Source organism: Amycolatopsis keratiniphila subsp. keratiniphila, from assembly GCF_001620365.2.
Taxonomy (GTDB): Bacteria; Actinomycetota; Actinomycetes; order Mycobacteriales; family Pseudonocardiaceae; genus Amycolatopsis; species Amycolatopsis keratiniphila.
On record NZ_LQMT02000037.1, the window covers coordinates 38,689 to 54,832 of the forward strand.

Annotated in this window: 15 protein-coding genes; 6 read left to right on the plus strand and 9 right to left on the minus strand. The window is 69.8% G+C overall.

The annotated features are described in order from the left end of the window. From AVR91_RS34105 to ald, 4 genes are all read right to left on the minus strand, one after another. On the minus strand, window positions 1-3,648 hold a 3,648-nt coding region (locus AVR91_RS34105; protein WP_211282804.1), incomplete at its 3' end, for an ABC transporter ATP-binding protein. A gap of 178 nt (window positions 3,649-3,826) precedes the next feature. Continuing rightward, entirely contained in the window at window positions 3,827-4,711 is an 885-nt protein-coding gene (locus tag AVR91_RS34110) for an ABC-2 transporter permease (RefSeq protein ID WP_063272212.1), read from the minus strand. Then, window positions 4,711-5,874 carry an ABC transporter ATP-binding protein gene (locus AVR91_RS34115; RefSeq protein ID WP_063272211.1) on the minus strand — a complete coding sequence of 388 codons (1,164 nt, stop codon included), beginning with the start codon at window positions 5,872-5,874 and terminating at the stop codon, window positions 4,711-4,713. The genes AVR91_RS34110 and AVR91_RS34115 overlap by 1 nt, the downstream gene beginning before the upstream one ends. A 567-nt stretch (window positions 5,875-6,441) precedes the next feature. Then, complete coding sequence (gene ald / locus AVR91_RS34120) at window positions 6,442-7,557, minus strand: alanine dehydrogenase (RefSeq protein WP_063272210.1); 1,116 nt, start codon at window positions 7,555-7,557, stop codon at window positions 6,442-6,444. 166 nt (window positions 7,558-7,723) lie between these two features. Between ald and AVR91_RS34125 the strand changes: the two genes are divergently transcribed. The 3 genes from AVR91_RS34125 (at window position 7,724) to AVR91_RS34135 (ending at window position 9,429) form a co-directional block, all read left to right on the plus strand. Then, complete coding sequence (locus tag AVR91_RS34125; protein WP_063272209.1) at window positions 7,724-8,665, plus strand: zinc-binding dehydrogenase; 942 nt, start codon at window positions 7,724-7,726, stop codon at window positions 8,663-8,665. Beyond that, window positions 8,665-9,084, plus strand: coding sequence for a pyridoxamine 5'-phosphate oxidase family protein (locus AVR91_RS34130; RefSeq protein ID WP_063272208.1), 420 nt, complete (start codon window positions 8,665-8,667; stop codon window positions 9,082-9,084). The genes AVR91_RS34125 and AVR91_RS34130 overlap by 1 nt, the downstream gene beginning before the upstream one ends. A gap of 117 nt (window positions 9,085-9,201) precedes the next feature. Continuing rightward, window positions 9,202-9,429 carry a hypothetical protein gene (locus AVR91_RS34135; protein WP_007033850.1) on the plus strand — a complete coding sequence of 76 codons (228 nt, stop codon included), beginning with the start codon at window positions 9,202-9,204 and terminating at the stop codon, window positions 9,427-9,429. A 121-nt stretch (window positions 9,430-9,550) separates the two neighbouring features. Here the strand turns inward: AVR91_RS34135 and AVR91_RS34140 are convergent, their stop codons facing one another. Genes AVR91_RS34140 through AVR91_RS34150 form a run of 3 tightly spaced genes read right to left on the minus strand, consistent with a single transcriptional unit; the run spans window position 9,551 to window position 11,925 of the window. Continuing rightward, complete coding sequence (locus AVR91_RS34140; RefSeq protein WP_063272207.1) at window positions 9,551-11,104, minus strand: PucR family transcriptional regulator; 1,554 nt, start codon at window positions 11,102-11,104, stop codon at window positions 9,551-9,553. A gap of 36 nt (window positions 11,105-11,140) precedes the next feature. Further along, on the minus strand, window positions 11,141-11,578 hold the full coding sequence (locus AVR91_RS34145; RefSeq protein ID WP_063272206.1) for a VOC family protein: 438 nt from the start codon (window positions 11,576-11,578) through the stop codon (window positions 11,141-11,143). Further along, complete coding sequence (locus AVR91_RS34150; RefSeq protein ID WP_037341136.1) at window positions 11,575-11,925, minus strand: PadR family transcriptional regulator; 351 nt, start codon at window positions 11,923-11,925, stop codon at window positions 11,575-11,577. Before AVR91_RS34150 ends, AVR91_RS34145 begins: the two co-directional genes overlap by 4 nt. Window positions 11,926-11,982: 57 nt before the next feature. Between AVR91_RS34150 and AVR91_RS34155 the strand changes: the two genes are divergently transcribed. The 3 genes from AVR91_RS34155 to metX all read left to right on the plus strand — a co-directional run bounded on the left by AVR91_RS34155 (window position 11,983) and on the right by metX (window position 14,853). Then, a complete protein-coding gene (locus tag AVR91_RS34155; protein WP_063272205.1) occupies window positions 11,983-12,381 on the plus strand; it encodes a VOC family protein in 399 nt (132 codons plus the stop codon). Between the two features lie 79 nt (window positions 12,382-12,460). Next, on the plus strand, window positions 12,461-13,762 hold the full coding sequence (locus AVR91_RS34160; protein ID WP_063272204.1) for a bifunctional o-acetylhomoserine/o-acetylserine sulfhydrylase: 1,302 nt from the start codon (window positions 12,461-12,463) through the stop codon (window positions 13,760-13,762). Beyond that, on the plus strand, window positions 13,759-14,853 hold the full coding sequence (gene metX / locus AVR91_RS34165; protein ID WP_063272203.1) for a homoserine O-acetyltransferase MetX: 1,095 nt from the start codon (window positions 13,759-13,761) through the stop codon (window positions 14,851-14,853). The genes AVR91_RS34160 and metX overlap by 4 nt, the downstream gene beginning before the upstream one ends. 125 nt (window positions 14,854-14,978) lie before the next feature. On the opposite strand, the gene AVR91_RS34170 is transcribed toward metX, so the two are convergent. Together AVR91_RS34170 and AVR91_RS34175 are read right to left on the minus strand one after the other, a co-directional pair. After that, window positions 14,979-15,476, minus strand: a complete 498-nt coding sequence (locus AVR91_RS34170; RefSeq protein ID WP_063272222.1) for a hypothetical protein — start codon at window positions 15,474-15,476, stop codon at window positions 14,979-14,981. A gap of 57 nt (window positions 15,477-15,533) precedes the next feature. Continuing rightward, a complete protein-coding gene (locus AVR91_RS34175; protein ID WP_016337026.1) occupies window positions 15,534-16,124 on the minus strand; it encodes an SACE_7040 family transcriptional regulator in 591 nt (196 codons plus the stop codon). Between the last annotated feature and the right edge of the window lie 20 nt (window positions 16,125-16,144).

Sequence of the window (16,144 nt, forward strand, 5' to 3'; positions counted from 1 at the left end):
GCGGGCGTAGTGGCCGCCCGCCGCGACGAGTTCCGCGTGCGTGCCCTGTTCGATGATCCGGCCGTGGTCAAGGACCACGATCCGGTCCGCCTTGGCGGCGGTGGCGAGGCGGTGCGCGACCACGAAGGTCGTGCGGCGGCGCGCGAGTTGCTCGGTCGCGCGCAGGACGGCGGCTTCGGTGGACGGGTCGAGGGCCGCGGTCGCCTCGTCGAGCAGGAGGACGTCCGGGTCCACGAGTTCGGCGCGGGCGAGGGCGACGAGTTGCCGTTGCCCGGCCGAAAGCGAGCGTCCGCGTTCACCGACGGGCTGGTGGAAACCGGCCGGGAGCGCGGCGACACCGTCGAGCGCGCCGACGGACCGGACCGCCTCCTCGACCTCCGCGTCCGTCGCGGAAGGCCTGCCGTAGCGCACATTGTCCGCGACGGTTCCCGAGAACAGATGCGCTTCCTGCGGTACCACGCCCATTCGCGTGCGCAGGGCGGCCAGGTCGTACTCGCGGATGTCGGTGCCGTCGATCCGGACCACACCGGCCGTCGCGTCGTAGAAACGCGCGACGAGCTTCACCGCCGTCGACTTCCCGGCGCCCGTCGCACCGACCAGGGCGACGGTCTCGCCGGGCGCCACCTCCAGTGAGAGCTGCGAAAGGGCGGGCTCGTCCGTTGCGGTGTAAGCGAAATCCACGTCCTTGAAGGAGACCTCGCCACGCAGGCGCTCCGGCATGGCGATCGGGTTTTCCGCCTGCGGAACGGAAGTCGGCGTGCGCAGCAGATCGCCGATCCGCGTCAGGCCGACCCGCGCCTGCTGGTAGCCATCGAACACCGAGGACAGTTGCTGGATCGGCGAGAAGAACTGGCCCAGGTACAACAGGAACGCCACCAGCACACCGGCCGACAGTGTGCCCGCCGCGACCCGGTTCGCGCCGACGATCAGCACGACCACCTCGGCCAGCCCGGAAAGCATTGCCGCGAAAGGGAAGTACGTCGCGACAAGACGCTGGGCGCGCAGCCGTGAACGCCGGTACTCGTCGCTTCGGGACGCGAACTTCTCCGCCGTGCGCTCCTCGCGTGTGTACGCCTGCGCGACCCGCAGCCCGTTCACGTTCTCCTGCATGTCCGCGTTGACGACACTGACCCGTTCCCGGGCTTCGGTGTAAGCCTTGGACGACGCGCGCCGGAAGATCACCGTCGCCACGACGAGGATCGGCAGCACCGCGAGCGCGTACGCCGCGAGCCCGATGTCGGTGATCATCAACGCGGCCGCGATCCCGACCAGTGTCAGCGCGCTCACCACCGCCTGCGCGACACCGGTCTGCAGGAACGTCGAGAGCGCGTCGACGTCGGTGGTCATCCGGGTCATGATCTTCCCGGACAGTTCGCGTTCGTAGAAGTCGAGCCCGAGCCGTTGCAGATGGGCGTAACTGCGGACACGCAGCGAGTACAGCACCGTCTCGCCGACCCGTGCCGTCATCTTCGTCTGGAGGTACACCACCAGCCAGTCGGTGAGGATCACCAGTGCGCCGATCCCGGCGGCCAGCCAGATCACCGCCTCCGCGCCGGCGCGCACGCCGTTGTCGATGCCGTGCTGATACAGCGCGGGCATCGCGATGGTGGCCAGCGCGTCCGCCGCGACCAGCCCGATCACCACGGCGAGCGGGCCGCGCACCGGCTTCAGCAGGCGGCCGAGGCGGAACTTCGGTTCGGGCGCGGTGACATCGGTGCCCGGCAGCCGCGGGACATCCGTGGCGGGCGGCAGCTTCCGCACGCCTTCGATGAGTTCCTTGCTCGGCGGCAGGTCGACGTCCCACTCGCCGCCCGAGCCCTTCCGCTCGCCTGCCAGCTCGTCGGCCTTGTCCTGCTCCGGCCACAGGGCGGGGGTGATCCCGGCGGGACCGCAGTCGAGCCCCTCGCAGCGATGCGGCTCCTCGACGTCGTCACCCGGGCCCGCGACGAGTTCGCGGAACAGCGGGCAGCGGGCGAGCAGCTCCTCCTCGGTGCCGACGTCGACGACGCGTCCCTTGTCGAGCACGGCGATCCGGTCGGCGAGGGCGAGGGTGGAGCGGCGGTGCGCGATCAGCAGCGTCGTCCGGCTCGCGGTGACCGAGCGCAGCGTGTCGTGGATCGCCGCCTCGGTGACCGTGTCGATGGCGGAAGTCGCGTCGTCGAGGACCAGCACGCGCGGATCGGTCATCAGCGCCCTGGCGAGGCCGAGCCGCTGCCGCTGACCGCCCGACAACGTGAGACCGCGCTCGCCGACGAGCGTGTCGTAACCGTCGGGGAGGCGCTGGATGAACTCGTCCGCCTCCGCCGCCCGCGCGGCCGCGCGGATCTCTTCGTCGCTCGCGTCCGGCCTGCCGTAGGCGATGTTGTCGCGTACCGACGAGGAGAAGAGGAAAGCCTCTTCGAATACCACGCCGATCGCGCCGCGCAGATCGTGCTGCCGGACGTCGCGGACGTCGACGTCGCCGACCTGGACCGAGCCGCTGTGTACGTCGTAGAACCGGGGCAGCAGCAAGGAGATCGTCGACTTGCCTGAACCGGCCGTGCCGACCAGCGCGAGTGTTTCGCCCGGCCGCGCCTCGAGGGTGAGCCCGTCGAGCACGGGATCCGGCCGCGTGTAGCCGAAGGAGACGTCCTCCAGCCGGACACCGAGCGGGCCGTCGGGCAGGGGGCGCGCGTCCGGGCTGTCGACGACGTCGGGCTGCGCGTCGATGAGTTCGTTGACCCGTTCCGCGCCCGCCCTGGTCAGCTGCGCCTGGACGACCAGGCTGGAGATCATCCGCGCCGGGCCGATCAGGATGGACAGATAGGTCGCGAACGCCAGGAAGGTGCCGAGGCTGACTTCGCCCTTCAGCGCGAGGATTCCGCCGACCGCCAGCACCGCGACCTGGCCCGCGGCGGGGAGCGCCGCCGTCGTGGCCGTCGGCAAGGACGAGAGCCTCGCCGCACGCATGCGCTCGGCGAAGAGCTTCCTCGCCGTCTTCTCCAGCTTCGCGACTTCGCGCGCTTCCTGGCCGAAGCCCTTCACGACGCGTACGCCGGTGACGGTCTCCTCCACCTGCTGCGCGACGTCGGCCGCGCGCTGCTGTGCCGCCCACGTCGCCGGGAAGAGCCGCTTCCGGCTGACCGCCATGATGATCGCGATCGCCGGGGCGACCACCATCGCGATCAGGGTCAGCGTCGGCGACATCCACAGCATCGCGCCCAGCGACAGCAGCGCGAAGATCACCGAACCCGCCGAGAGCGGCACCTGCATCAGTACCGAAGTGACCAGCTGCAGATCCGAGATCGCGCGCGAGGCGACCTGGCCGGTGCGCAACGCGTCCTGTTTGCCGCCGTCGAGCCGCGAGACCGCGCCGAACACCTGGCGGCGCAGGTCGTGCTGGACGTCGAGGGCCAGCCGCCCGCCGACGTACCGGCGGGCGAAGGCGTTGCCGAACGTCAGCACCTGCAGCAGTGCCATCACGGCGGCGAGCAGGCCGAGCCGGGAGGTGTCGCCCGCGACGGCGTCGTCCAGCGCCTCGCGGATCAGCAGCGGACCGGCGGCCTGCAGCCCGACGCCGATGATCGCCGCGCCCAGCGAGAGCACGACGAGCCAAGGATGTTTCCAGCACGAAGCGGCCAGGCGGCGGATCCAGCCTCCGGTGGGCACCGGGGCCGTCTCACGTGCCGGACTGGCTTGACGGGGACGAGGTGGAGCAGTGGTCACCCCGCAAGCCTATGCGGCCGCACCGACAGGACCGGCCGGTTCGCGCAGGGCCGAACGCCATGAACGGTCCGNNTTGCAAGGAACGGACCGTTCATGGCGTGTGCGGCGTGAGGCTGATGACCTACGTGATGTCCTTCTTCTGGTTCACGGCCCAGCCGGCGAGGAAGAAGATCATCGTCCAGCCGAAGAAGATGAGCGCCGACGCCCACCACGAGAACGCGCCGGGCGCGCCGGCCGCGTACTGCAGCGCCCACGCCGTCTCGTCCTGCAGGCCGGGCACCTTCACCCCGGCGGCGCCGAACGCCTCCGCGCCGATGGCACCCACGATGCCGTTCACCGTGCCGTTCGGCAGGACGCCGCCCAGCCAGGTGATGTCCGCGGCACCGAACATGACGAACACCAGCACGTTCTCGACCACCAGCATCCAGATGGTCAGCGTGATGATGCTGCCGACCACGCTGCGCCAGACCGCGCCGACGCCGATACCGAACAGGGTCGCCAGGATCGTCGCGAGGACACCCGCGCCCAGCACGCCCAGCCACTGACCGGCGGTCGGCAGGCGCTGGCTGTCGACCGTGATCACGGTGCCGAGGCTCGCCGCGCCCACGATGATCACGCCGTAGATCGCGCCCCAGACGATGTAGGTGATCATCTTCGCGCTCAACGCCGAAACCCGGTTCGGGGCGGTGAGGAACGTCGTCGTGATCGTCTTCTTCGTGTACTCGCCGGCGAGGGCGAAGACCCCGAAGATGATCGGGATCATCGTGCCGATGTTGATGCCGTGCCCGAGGGCGAGCAGGCCGACGGGCAGCTCACCGGTCGAGATGCCGAGCGCCTCGGTCAGCTCACGGGTGTCCGAGCGGCCGAGGAAATCGCTGAAGTCGTTGGTGACCATGCCCCAGAACAGGGCGAACGCGAAAGCGAAGACCACCGCGGGGATCATCAGCGCCCACCACGCCTTGAGCGTGAGCGTCTTGCGGAACTCCGCCTTGATCAGGTTGCCCATCAGCCCTGGCCTCCCCAGCCCTCGTTCTGGCCCTGCTGCTGCGCCTGCTGCTGAGGCGGCGCCTGCTGGTACTGCGGTTGCTGCGGCGGCTGACCCTGCTGCTGGAACTGCTGCGGCGGCGCGAAACCGGGCGGCGGCGTGTTCTGCGGCGCGTAGCCGGGCGGCGGGCCCTGATACCCGGGCGGCGGGCCCTGATAACCAGGAGGCGGCCCCTGGTAGCCCGGCGGCGGGCCCTGCTGGAACCCCGGCGGCGGCGCGGCGTACTGGCCCTGCGTCAGCTGGAAGAACATCCGCTCCAGATCCGCGGTCTCCTCCTGCATGCCGTAGACCGCGATGCTCGCCTTGGCCGAGATGTCACCGATCTGCTGCACCGTCGCGCCGGAGACCGCGACCCGGCCGTCCGGCATCGGCGCGACCTGCGTGATCCCGGCCTCCTGCAACGCGGAGACGAGGCCGCTCGCGTCGGCGGACTGCACCAGCACCCGCGACTGGTTGCTCTTGCGCAACTGGTCCAGCGAGCCGTTGTAGCGCGTCATGCCCTGGCTGATGATCACGACCTGGTCGATCGTCTGCTCCACCTCGTTCAGGAGGTGGCTCGAGACCAGCACCGTGCGCCCCTCACGCGCGTACGCGCGCAGGAAGTTCCGAAGCCACAGGATGCCCTCGGGGTCGAGCCCGTTCGTCGGCTCGTCCAGCACCAGCACCTGCGGATTCCCCAGCAACGCCGTCGCCAGCGCCAGCCGCTGCCGCATACCGAGCGAGAACCCGCCCGCCTTGCGGTCCGCCGCCGACGAAAGACCCACCAGCCCCAGGACCTCGTCCACCCGCTGATCCGGCATCCCGATCGCCGCCGAGTACACGCGCAGGTGATTCCGCGCCGTGCGTCCCGGGTGGAACCCCTCGTTCTCCAGCACCGAACCGACGACCCGCGCCGGATTCCCCAGCTGGTCGTGCGGGCGCCCGTTGATGGTCGCCGTGCCGTTCGTGGGCGTCACCAGCCCGAGCAGCATCCTCAGCGTCGTCGTCTTCCCGGCCCCGTTGGGCCCCAGGAAGCCGGTCACCGAACCGGGCTCCACCGTGAAGCTCAGATTCTGGACCGCGTTGACCGCACCGAACTGCTTGCTCAGGTTCTGCACCGCGATGCGGCCACTGCCGTCGTGCATACCGTCCCCTTTTGTTGACGAAGGCCGATCACGCGACATCCTGCCTCACGGGGTGAGTCCGCACCCGAGGAAGGGGTCAATCCGCCGAAAGCGACCTTCGTCACGTTCCACCGGGTGACGGATCCGTCCTCCAGGGCACCCACCGCTGCGCCGAATGGCCGCTGACTACCGGATATACGACGCAAAGCGCGGAAAATCACCGACCGCGCCGAGGGTCTGTGAAGAAATAATTCGGAAGACATGGCAACCCCATGCAGCGCGACGGCGACTTATTACCTACGATGTAGGAGGCGGCCCGCTCCCAGTGACCCCCAGGCTGGTCGAGCGGGCCGCCCTCAGCCCCTTTGCCCCACCTTGGTCGGTGCTTGCGCGCCTTCCCCGAGGTGGGGCTTCGTCGTATCACCCTGGGGGCCGAGCCCCCAGGACCCCCGCGGTGCGGTCGGCGCCGGTTCGCGATGGGGTGGCCGACGGCGCAGAGCGCCGTGGCCGGAAAGGCGCAAAAAGGAGCGAGGGACCTTTGCGCACTGGGGTGGCAAAGGTCCCTCGCGTGGGAGTGTGGCGTGGGGGTCAGGCCAGGACGGCGGCCAGGTCGGTGGCGGGCAGGCCGTGCGCGGCGGCGACGGGGGCGTTGGTGAGAGCACCGGCGTGCGTGTTGAGGCCCTTCGCCAGCGAAGCGTCGGCCTGCAGCGCCTTCTGCCAGCCGTGGTCCGCCAGCTGCACGGCGTACGGCAGCGTCACGTTGGTCAGGCCGTAGGTCGAGGTCCGGGGCACCGCGCCTGGCATGTTCGCGACGCAGTAGAACACCGACTCGTGGACCTTGTAGGTCGGCTCGTCGTGCGTGGTCGGCCGCGAGTCGGCGAAGCAGCCGCCCTGGTCGATCGCGATGTCCACCAGCACGCTGCCGGGACGCATCCGCGAAACGAGGTCGTTCGAGACCAGCTTCGGGGCCTTCGCGCCGGGCACGAGCACCGCGCCGATGACCATGTCGGCCTCCAGCACCGACTGCTCGACCGACAGCGCGTTCGACGTCACCGTGCGGATGCGGCCGCCGAAGTCGTTGTCGATCTGACGGAGGCGGTCGACGTTGGTGTCGAGGATCTCGACGTCCGAGCCGAGACCGAGCGCGACCCGCGCCGCGTTGAGGCCGGCGACACCGCCGCCGATCACGACCACGCGCGCCGGGTGGACGCCGGGGATGCCGCCGGGCAGCACGCCGCGGCCACCGCTCGGCTTCATCAGGGAGAACGCGCCCACCTGCGGCGCCAGCCGCCCGGCGACCTCGGACATCGGCGCGAGCAGCGGCAGCGCGCGGTTCGGGGTCTGCACCGTCTCGTAGGCGATCGCGGTGGTGCCCGCGGCCAGCAGCGCGTCGGTCAGCGGCCGGTCCGCGGCGATGTGCAGGTAGGTGAACAGCACCTGGTCGGCGCGCAGCCGCGGGTACTCCTCGGCGATCGGCTCCTTGACCTTGAGCACGAGTTCGCCCTCGGACCAGGTCTCTTCTGCGGTGGCGAGGATCTTCGCGCCCGCGGCGACGTACTCGTCGTCGGAGATGGACGAGCCGACGCCGGCGCCGGTCTCGACGAAGACGTCGTGGCCGCGCCCGGTCAGTTCGTGCACGCCCGCCGGGGTGAGCGCCACCCGGTATTCATGCTTCTTGATCTCACGGGGGACGGCGATACGCACGGAAAGCCTCCTGGCGACGGTTCTGCGAACAAAGGTGCTGCCACTCACGGTGAGCCACCCGGACGGCGGTGTCATCGTTCGCCGGTGACAGTGTTGGGAACCGATCATGGTTTTCCCGGCACAATCGCTTGACCTCCAGTCAACTGGAGCTTGCACCTTGGGTCACATGAGAGCCGTGTGGTTGAAAGAGTTCGGCGGGCCCGAAGTGCTCGTCGCGGGCGATGCCCCGGATCCGGTGCCCGGAGCGGGTCAGGTGCTGATCGAGGTGGCCTTCGCCAACATCACGTTCGTCGAGACGCAGTTCCGGGCGGGTGGGGGCGGGCCGTTCCGCGCCGAGCCGCCGCTGATCCCGGGCAACGGTGTCGGTGGCGTGATCAGCGCGGTCGGTGAAGGGACCGACCTCGGCCTCGTCGGCAAGCGCGTCGTGACCTCGACCGGCGGTTCCGGGGGCTACGCGGAATGGGTCGCGGTCGACGCCGATGCCGTCTTCGAAGTGCCGGACGGCCTGGCCCTCGACGCCGCCGTGGCGATCCTGGCCGACGGCCGCACGGCGACCGCGTTGGTGACCGCCGCGCGGATCCGGCCGGGGGAGCGCGTGCTGGTCGAGGCGGCGGCGGGCGGGGTCGGCGGACTGGTCGCCCAGCTCGCGAAGGCCGCGGGTGCCGAGGTCGTCGGCGCGGCGGGCGGTGCGGCGAAGACCGAGCACGTCCGGGAGCACGGCGCCGATCTGGCGGTCGACTACCGGGAGCCCGGCTGGGCGGAGAAGGCGGGAGAGGTCGATGTCGTGTTCGACGGTGTCGGCGGTGAGATCGGGACGACGTCGTTCGGCTTGCTGAAGCCGGGCGGGCGGATGGTGATCTACGGCCTGTCGAGTGGTTCGTGGACGGAGGTGTCCGAAGAGGACGCCGCCGCGCGCGGGGTCACGGTGATCCGTGGCCTCGGCGGACCGGAACAGATGCGGGCGTTCACCGAGTCCGCGCTCGCCGAAGCGGCCGCCGGACGCCTGGAACCCGTGATCGGCCAACGGTTCCCGCTCGAGCGGGCGGCGGACGCGCACGCGGTCATGCAGTCGCGGGGCGCGCTCGGCAAGACGTTGCTCGAAATCTGATGTTCGACGTCGACGAATTCCTCGCCGGTCCGCTGACGGCCAGGGTCGCCGCGGCCGGGCCGACCGTGCGCCCGGCCTGGTACCTCTGGGAGAAGAAGGCCTTCTGGATCCTCACCGGGCCGTGGGCGCGGCTGGCCGGGCTCGTCCGCGAGTCGCCGTCGATCGCGGTGACCGTCGACGTGTGCGACGTCGGCACCGGCCTGGTGCGGCAGGTGCTCGCGCGCGGTGAGGCCGAGGTGCTGCCGTTCGACGTCCCTCGTGGACAGCGGCTGCTGAGCCGGTATCTCGGTCCCGACGAGAGCAAATGGGATGCGCGTTTTCGTTCTTACCTGCACGATGATCCCGAGGTGAAAGGGACGGTCCGGGTCCGGATGGTGCCGAAGAGATTCGTCGCCGAAGACCTCGGTTATCGGGTATGACGCACGGCCGCGTTCGCTGGGGGTGGGCGCGGTCGTGCAACCTGCGGATCGGTAAATGCAGCACGATCGAGTCAAGATGTTGATCTTACTGGCCGGTAAGCTGCCATTCTGTTCCGCATGACAAATCAGGACTGGCGGCGGGAGCGGCGTGTCCGCACCGTCGACACCGAAGGCAATCCGGCCGATGTCATCGTCGGCCTTGTCGAAACCCCCGGGCACGGATACGAAGCCGCGCTTCGGGTCGACGGTGGCCCCGGTGTTCTTTTGCCGCTTTACCCCGGTGCCGATCTGCTCGCCGCGGTACGGCAGACCATTGAGGACGGATATCGCGCCAGCGCGCACTGAACCGTCGAATGTCATGAAAGGGTCTTTCAAGACGTTTTCCGTCCTGAAAGACCCTTTCCTGACGTCCGGGTGCGGAATGTCGCGCTACAAAGTATTCGGCATCGAGCAGTTTGTAGTGGAATCAACTCCACCGCAGGGAAACGAGTTGCGTGATCAGCGCCAGCCGGACGTCGGGATCGTCGAGGTCCAACGGGACCAGGTCGAGCAGCCGTCGCATCCGGTATCGGAGGGTGTTGGGATGGATCCGGAGTTCCTTCGCGGCCGCGCGCGGGTCTCCGGGATGCCGCAGCCACTGGTAGAGCGTGTCGACGTAGCCGCTCTCGTGGGCTTCGTCGTGCGCGCGCAGCAGGCCGAGCGGCCCGAGCTCGGCGACCTTCGAGGTGCTCGCCGCCGTCGCGCCGCGGTGCAGCGAAAGGGCCGTCCACGCCTCGTCGAAGACAACGACGCGGCCAGGGACGAGCTTCGCGCGAAGCAGGCCCAGCGCTTCGTCGGCCTGGAGCCGTGAAGTCGCGAGCTCGCCGATTTCGCAGGCCGAGCCGGCGGCCGCCCTCGGTGTCCCGCCCTTCCGCGACGACGGCAGGGCTTCGAGGGCCGTCCGGAGTTCGTCCCAGCCGTCGCCGTCCGGCACGACGGCGTAGAGGACGCCGCCGAGTTCGGTGGCCACCGGCCGCCTGCCGACACCCTGCGAGATCCGTTCGAGCAGCGCGAGCCGCAAGCCCTCGTCGTCACGGCCGTCGCCGCCGGAGACCTCGATGACGACCACGCGGTGCGGCTCCTCGGACAGGTCGAGTTCCGCGATCGCCTTGCGCGGGCTGGCCTTCCCTTCGAGGAGCGCGCGGAGGAGTTCGGCCGAGACCCGGCGTTGCGAATCGGTGTGCGCGCGGCGGCGCAGCAGGTGCAGCGCGACGACGGGGGCCGCGTCGGCGAACGCGGCCGCGCGTTCGTCGGAGACCGGGCCCGCGACGACGGCCCACATCGACCCCAGCAGTTCGCCGCCCATCCGGATGGGCACGATGAGCCGGGGCAGGGTCCCGTCGCGTTGCGCGGGCACGAAGATCGTCTGCCGCCCACGGGAAAGCTCGCGGAACACCCCGCGCGACCGGAAGCGCGCGAGCACGTCGTCCGGGATGCGGCGGCCCATGATCGTGGACACGCGCGCCGAGTCGGTCAGGTCCTGCCGGGCCGAGTAGGCGAGCACCCGCGAGTTGGTGTCCTCGATGGTCACGGGCGCGTCGACCACCGAGGCGACCGCGTCCGCGAGCCGGAACAGGTCGCCGGAACCGGGGCCGCCACCGTCCTCCAGCGCGTCCGACTCGTCGGCCAGCGCGTCGAGGACCGTCCTGAGCAGCCAGACGAGCTGGGCCCACGACGTCGCGGACCGCACCTCGATCAACGCGATGTCCGCCGATTTCGCCGCCCGCTTCACCGAGGGCTTGGCCGCGAGCGGGGGTTTCAGCAGGACGGCGGCGGCGCCTTTGGCCGCGCTGAGTTTGACGAGTTCGGCGGCCTCCGGTGTTTCGGTGATCGCGACGCCGAGGACGAGGTCCCCCGCGGCGAGGGTGTGGCCGGGTTCGGCGATGACGACGTCGCCGACCGCGGGGGACTCCTCGGGGACCTGGAGGGCGTGCAGCAGCGTCGGCCCCACCCGGTCGACGACAGTGCGCACCGAAACCATGGGGCGATTGTCCAGCAGGCGGGACCGCCGCACACGTCAGACCTCGCGGGGCGTCCTCGCGTCGATGTCCTCGGGCGTGAACCGTTCGCGTTTCGTGGTCAGCGCCCACCGGTGGCCGTCGGGGTCGACGATCCGGCCGTAGCGCTCGCCGAAGAACATCTCCTCGACCGGCGCCTCCACCCGGGCGCCCGCGAACACCGCGCGCCGTACGAGGTCGTCGGGGTCCTCGGTCTCCAGAACCAAGAGCATCGGCGTGCCGCCCAGCGTCGACGGAGCGAGCGCGTCGAGTTGCGGGATCTCCTGACTCACCAGCAGCCGCGCGTCGCCGACGGCGAGCTCCACGAACAGCACGACGCCGTTCGGCAGGACGTTGCGGAACAGCTCCACGGCGCCGAACGCCTTGCCGTAGAAGGAAAGCGACGCGTCGACGTCCTTGACGAACAGATGCGGCGCCAAGCCGAGCGCCCGGCTCACGCCGACTCCGCGCGCTTCAGCAGCCCGGCCTGGTCGGCGACCGCGACGAGCCTGCTCAGGAACTCGGCTTCGCGGGCGGCGACTTCGCGGCCGGCGCGGGTCAGCCGGTAGTAACGACGGCGAGAGTCGTGCGGCTGGTCCTCGCTCGCGTCCGGGGCCTCTTCGACCAGGCCGTCGGCGACGAGCCGGGCGAGGGTCCGGTACAGGGTGCCCGGCCCGAGTTGGGCGGTGCCGCCGCTCACCTCGTCGACGAAACCCATGATCGCGTAGCCGTGCGCGCGCCCCTTCGCGAGTGCCAGCAGGGTCTGGAACGCCGCGGGGGTGAGCTGCGGGTTGCCGTCGGCCATCCGCGAAGCATACACTCCGATTTCGTTATATCCATTATGGATACAAAGGAGCGAGACGTGGCGATTCGAGGCGTGCACAAGATCGTGGTCGGCGTGCGGGATCAGGAACGTGCGAAGCGATTCTGGTCCGAGGTCGTCGGATTCGAGATCACCACCGATGTGCCGTACGACGACGAAGGGAACCGGTGGGTCGAGGTCACGTCAGCCGATGGGGTGACGTCGCTCGTCCTGAGCACCGCGCCGGAGGACCTCAAGCGCTTCGAGGTGCGGGACGAACTCCCGACGGGCAATTTCTTCTTCTACGCCGACGACATCGAAAAGACGTATGAGGAGCTTTCGGCGAAAGGCGTCGAGTTCCCGGCCAGGCCGGAGAAGCAGCCGTGGGGCTGGTGGGCGATGTTCACCGATTCGGAGGGCAACCGGTTCGCTCTCCAGGAAAGGAATCCCACCTCCTGAGAGCAGTTGGGTGCCCCGTCCGGCGGAGCTAGCTTCGGTGCCAACAGCCGAAACCCCTTGAGCCGCTAGGAGAATCGCGATGAGCGCGGACGGATGGTCGTTCGAGACCAAGCAGATCCACGCGGGTGCGGCGCCGGACACCGCCACCGGCGCGCGGGCGACCCCGATCTACCAGACCACCTCGTACGTGTTCCGCGACAGCCAGCACGGCGCCGATCTCTTCAGCCTCGCCGAGCCCGGCAACATCTACACCCGGATCAACAATCCCACGCAGGACGTGCTGGAGCAGCGGCTCGCCGCGCTCGAAGGCGGCGTCGCGGCGCTGGCGTTCGCCTCCGGGACCGCGGCCACGACGGCGGCCATCCTCAACCTCGCGAACGCCGGTGACCATTTCGTCTCCAGTCCGGCGCTTTACGGCGGCACGTACAACCTTTTCCACTACACGCTGCCGAAGCTCGGCATCGAGGTCTCGTTCGTCGAGGACCAGGACGACATCGAGCAGTGGAAGGCGGCCGTCCGGCCGAACACCAAGCTGTTCTTCGCCGAGACACTGGCCAACCCGGGCAGCAACGTCCTCGACATCCGCAAGGTCGCCGACGCCGCGCACGAGTCCGGTGTCCCGCTGATCGTGGACAACACCGTGCCGACGCCGTATCTCGTCCGGCCGATCGAGCACGGCGCCGACATCGTGGTCCACTCGGCGACCAAGTACCTCGGCGGGCACGGCACCACGGTCGCCGGGGTACTGGTCGACGGCGGCACCTTCGACTTCGGCAAGGACCCGGCGCGCTTCCCCGGGTTCAACGAAGCCGACCCGAGCTACCACGGCCTCAAGTACTGGGAGGTGCTCGGCCCGGGCGCGTACGCGGCCAAGGCCCGCGTCCAGATCCTGCGCGACACCGGCGCCGCCATCGCGCCGCTGAACAGTTTCCTTATCCTGCAAGGGATCGAGACGCTTTCGCTGCGTCTGGAGCGGCACGTGTCCAACGCGCAGGCGCTGGCCGAATGGCTGGAACAGCGCGACGAGGTCGAGAAGGTGTACTACGCCGGGCTGCCGTCGAGCCCGTATCACGAGGCCGCGAAGAAGTACCTGCCGAAGGGCGCCGGCGCGGTGCTTTCGTTCGACCTGCGCGGCGGGGTCGAAGCCGGACGGGCCTTTGTGGACGGTACGGAACTGCACAGCCAGCTGGTCAACATCGGCGACGTGCGCAGCCTGATCGTGCACCCGGCCTCGACGACGCACAGCCAGCTCACGCCGGAGGAGCAGCTGTCGAGCGGTGTCACGCCGGGCCTCGTGCGGCTCGCCGTCGGCCTGGAAGGGATCGAGGACCTCAAGGCCGACCTCGAAGCCGGATTCCGGGCGGCCAAGGCCGCTCTGTGACCGGTGCTTGGCGAGAGGGAGAGCCGTCTGGACGTCGCCGCTTCGTCGCCGGCGTCCAGGCGCTCGAAACCGGCGGGGCGTTGCCGTTCACGCTCGCCTACGAGACCTGGGGAACGCTGAATCCCAGAGCCTCCAACGCGATTCTCGTCGAGCACGCCCTGACGGGGGACAGCCACGCCGTCGGCCCCGCGGAGGAAGGTCACGTCAGCCCCGGCTGGTGGGACGGCCTGATCGGGCCGGGCAAGGCGATAGACACGGACGCGTTCTTCGTCGTGGTCCCGAACGTGCTCGGCGGCTGCCAGGGCTCGACCGGTCCGTCGTCCGCGCATCCGGACGGAAAGCCTTGGGGCAGCAGGTTTCCGGCCGTGACCGTTCGGGACCAGGTGGGCGCGGAGGTTGTCCTCGCCGACGCGCTCGGCGTCGGCCGGTGGGCCGCGGTGATCGGCGGCTCCATGGGCGGGATGCGCGCGCTGGAATGGGCGGTGAGCGAGCCGGAGCGGGTCGCGGCGCTGCTCGTCCTCGCGTCGACCGCGCAGGCGTCGGCGGATCAGATCGCCTGGGCCGCACCGCAACTGCACGCCATCCGGTCGGATCCGGGCTGGCACGGCGGCGACTACTACGACCTTCCCGGCGGCGGCCCGGACGCCGGACTCGGCATCGCGCGCCGCATCGCGCACGCGACGTACCGCAGCGAAGCCGAACTGGCGCAACGCTTCGGCCATCGCCATCAGGACGGTGAAGACCCGCTGCGCGGTGGCCGGTTCGCCGTCGAGTCCTATTTGGACCATCATGCCGGTAAGCTGTCGCGGCGGTTCGACGCGGGCAGCTACGTGGTGCTCACCGAATCGATGAACACCCACGACGTCGGCCGCGGACGGGGTGGCGTCGCAAACGCGCTCGGCCGGATCACCGCGCGGACGGTCGCGGCCGGGGTGGACAGCGACCGGCTCTACCCGCTGTACCAGTCGCGGGCCATCGCGGACGGGGTCGCCGGGGCGGAATTCGCCGTCATCGCTTCGCCTTACGGGCACGACTCGTTCCTGATCGAGACCGAGCAGATCGGGCGGCTGGTGAAGCTGCTGCTGGGTTAGCCCGGCCGGCGGGCGACCTGCCGTTGCGAAAGCCACTTTCGCAACGTTGAAGGTTGCGAAAGTGGCTTTCGCAACGCGTTCCCGCTGTCCGGCTGATCACGCGAGCCGTCCAAGAGCGCGAGCGGCTAGTCCGCGACGGCGTCCGAGATCCAGGGCGCCACCGGCAGATCCCGGTCCAGGCATTCCGCCGACAGCCGGATCGTCCACCGCAGCGCCTGCAGCACAAGACTGTCGACCTCGTCCGGCGCGGCGTTGGCGAGGGCGATCTCGACCTGTTCCTGCGCGGCCTCGCTGTTGCCGTGCACCTCGGCCAGCAGCGTGCGGACGGCCGTCCGCACGGGCGGGTCCGCCTGGTCGATCGAGACCTCTTCTCCGTCCTCGTCGAACACCTGCACCTTCACCGGCGCAGTTCCCCCATCACCCAGCGTCGACACCATGGCGCTGCATTCGCCGAACAGCATCATCACGAGCTCTTTGGTCTCGTCGGAGCGGGCCTGCGGCTCGGCGGCGGTCGGCATGAGCTCGTCGAGCGCCTCGGCGTCCTCCCCGAGGCTGATCGCCACGAGCGCACGCTGCGCCTTTTCGACGAGCCTCCGCTCGTACTCGCTCCTGTCCGGCTCCACGTGCCTATCAAACACCAGAGGACGGAAAAGTGGGGATAGGCCGAAACCCGGTCGTGGTCACTTGGCGGAGTGCAGTGCACCCAGCGCGAGACGGCAGAGCATCTCGGCCAGTTCGCTGTCACCGAGATGGCGGTTGTACGGCGTCGAGTTGATCAACCCGAACACCGCGTGCGCCGCCGAGCGCGCCTGCCGCTCGCCGATCCCGGGGACGGCGTCGCTGATCGCGCGCACCCACACCTCGACGTACTGGCGCTGCAGGGCGCGGACCTGCTTGCGGTCACTGTCGGTGAGATTGGCGAGGTTGCGTTCCTGCACGGTGATCAGCGCGGGATGCGTGAGCGCGAAATCGACGTGAAAATCCACCAGTGCTTCGAGGACCTCACCCGGCTCGTCCCGCTGGCTCGCCCTGGCCGTCCCGCCGTCGAGGAGGTAGCGGCTGATCGAATTCAGCATCTCGCCGAGAATGGCGTCCTTGCTGCGGAAATGCCGGTACAGCGCCGGGCCGGAGATGCCGACGGCCGCGCCGATGTCGTCGATGCCGACGCCGTGGAAACCGTGGTGGGCGAAGAGCTCGGCGGCGGCGGCCATGATCTGTTCGCGCCTGTTCGCCTTCTCGCCGTTCACGAGTGGGGTGGGGTTCGCCGGCATCTGGCCATATTAAGGCCGCG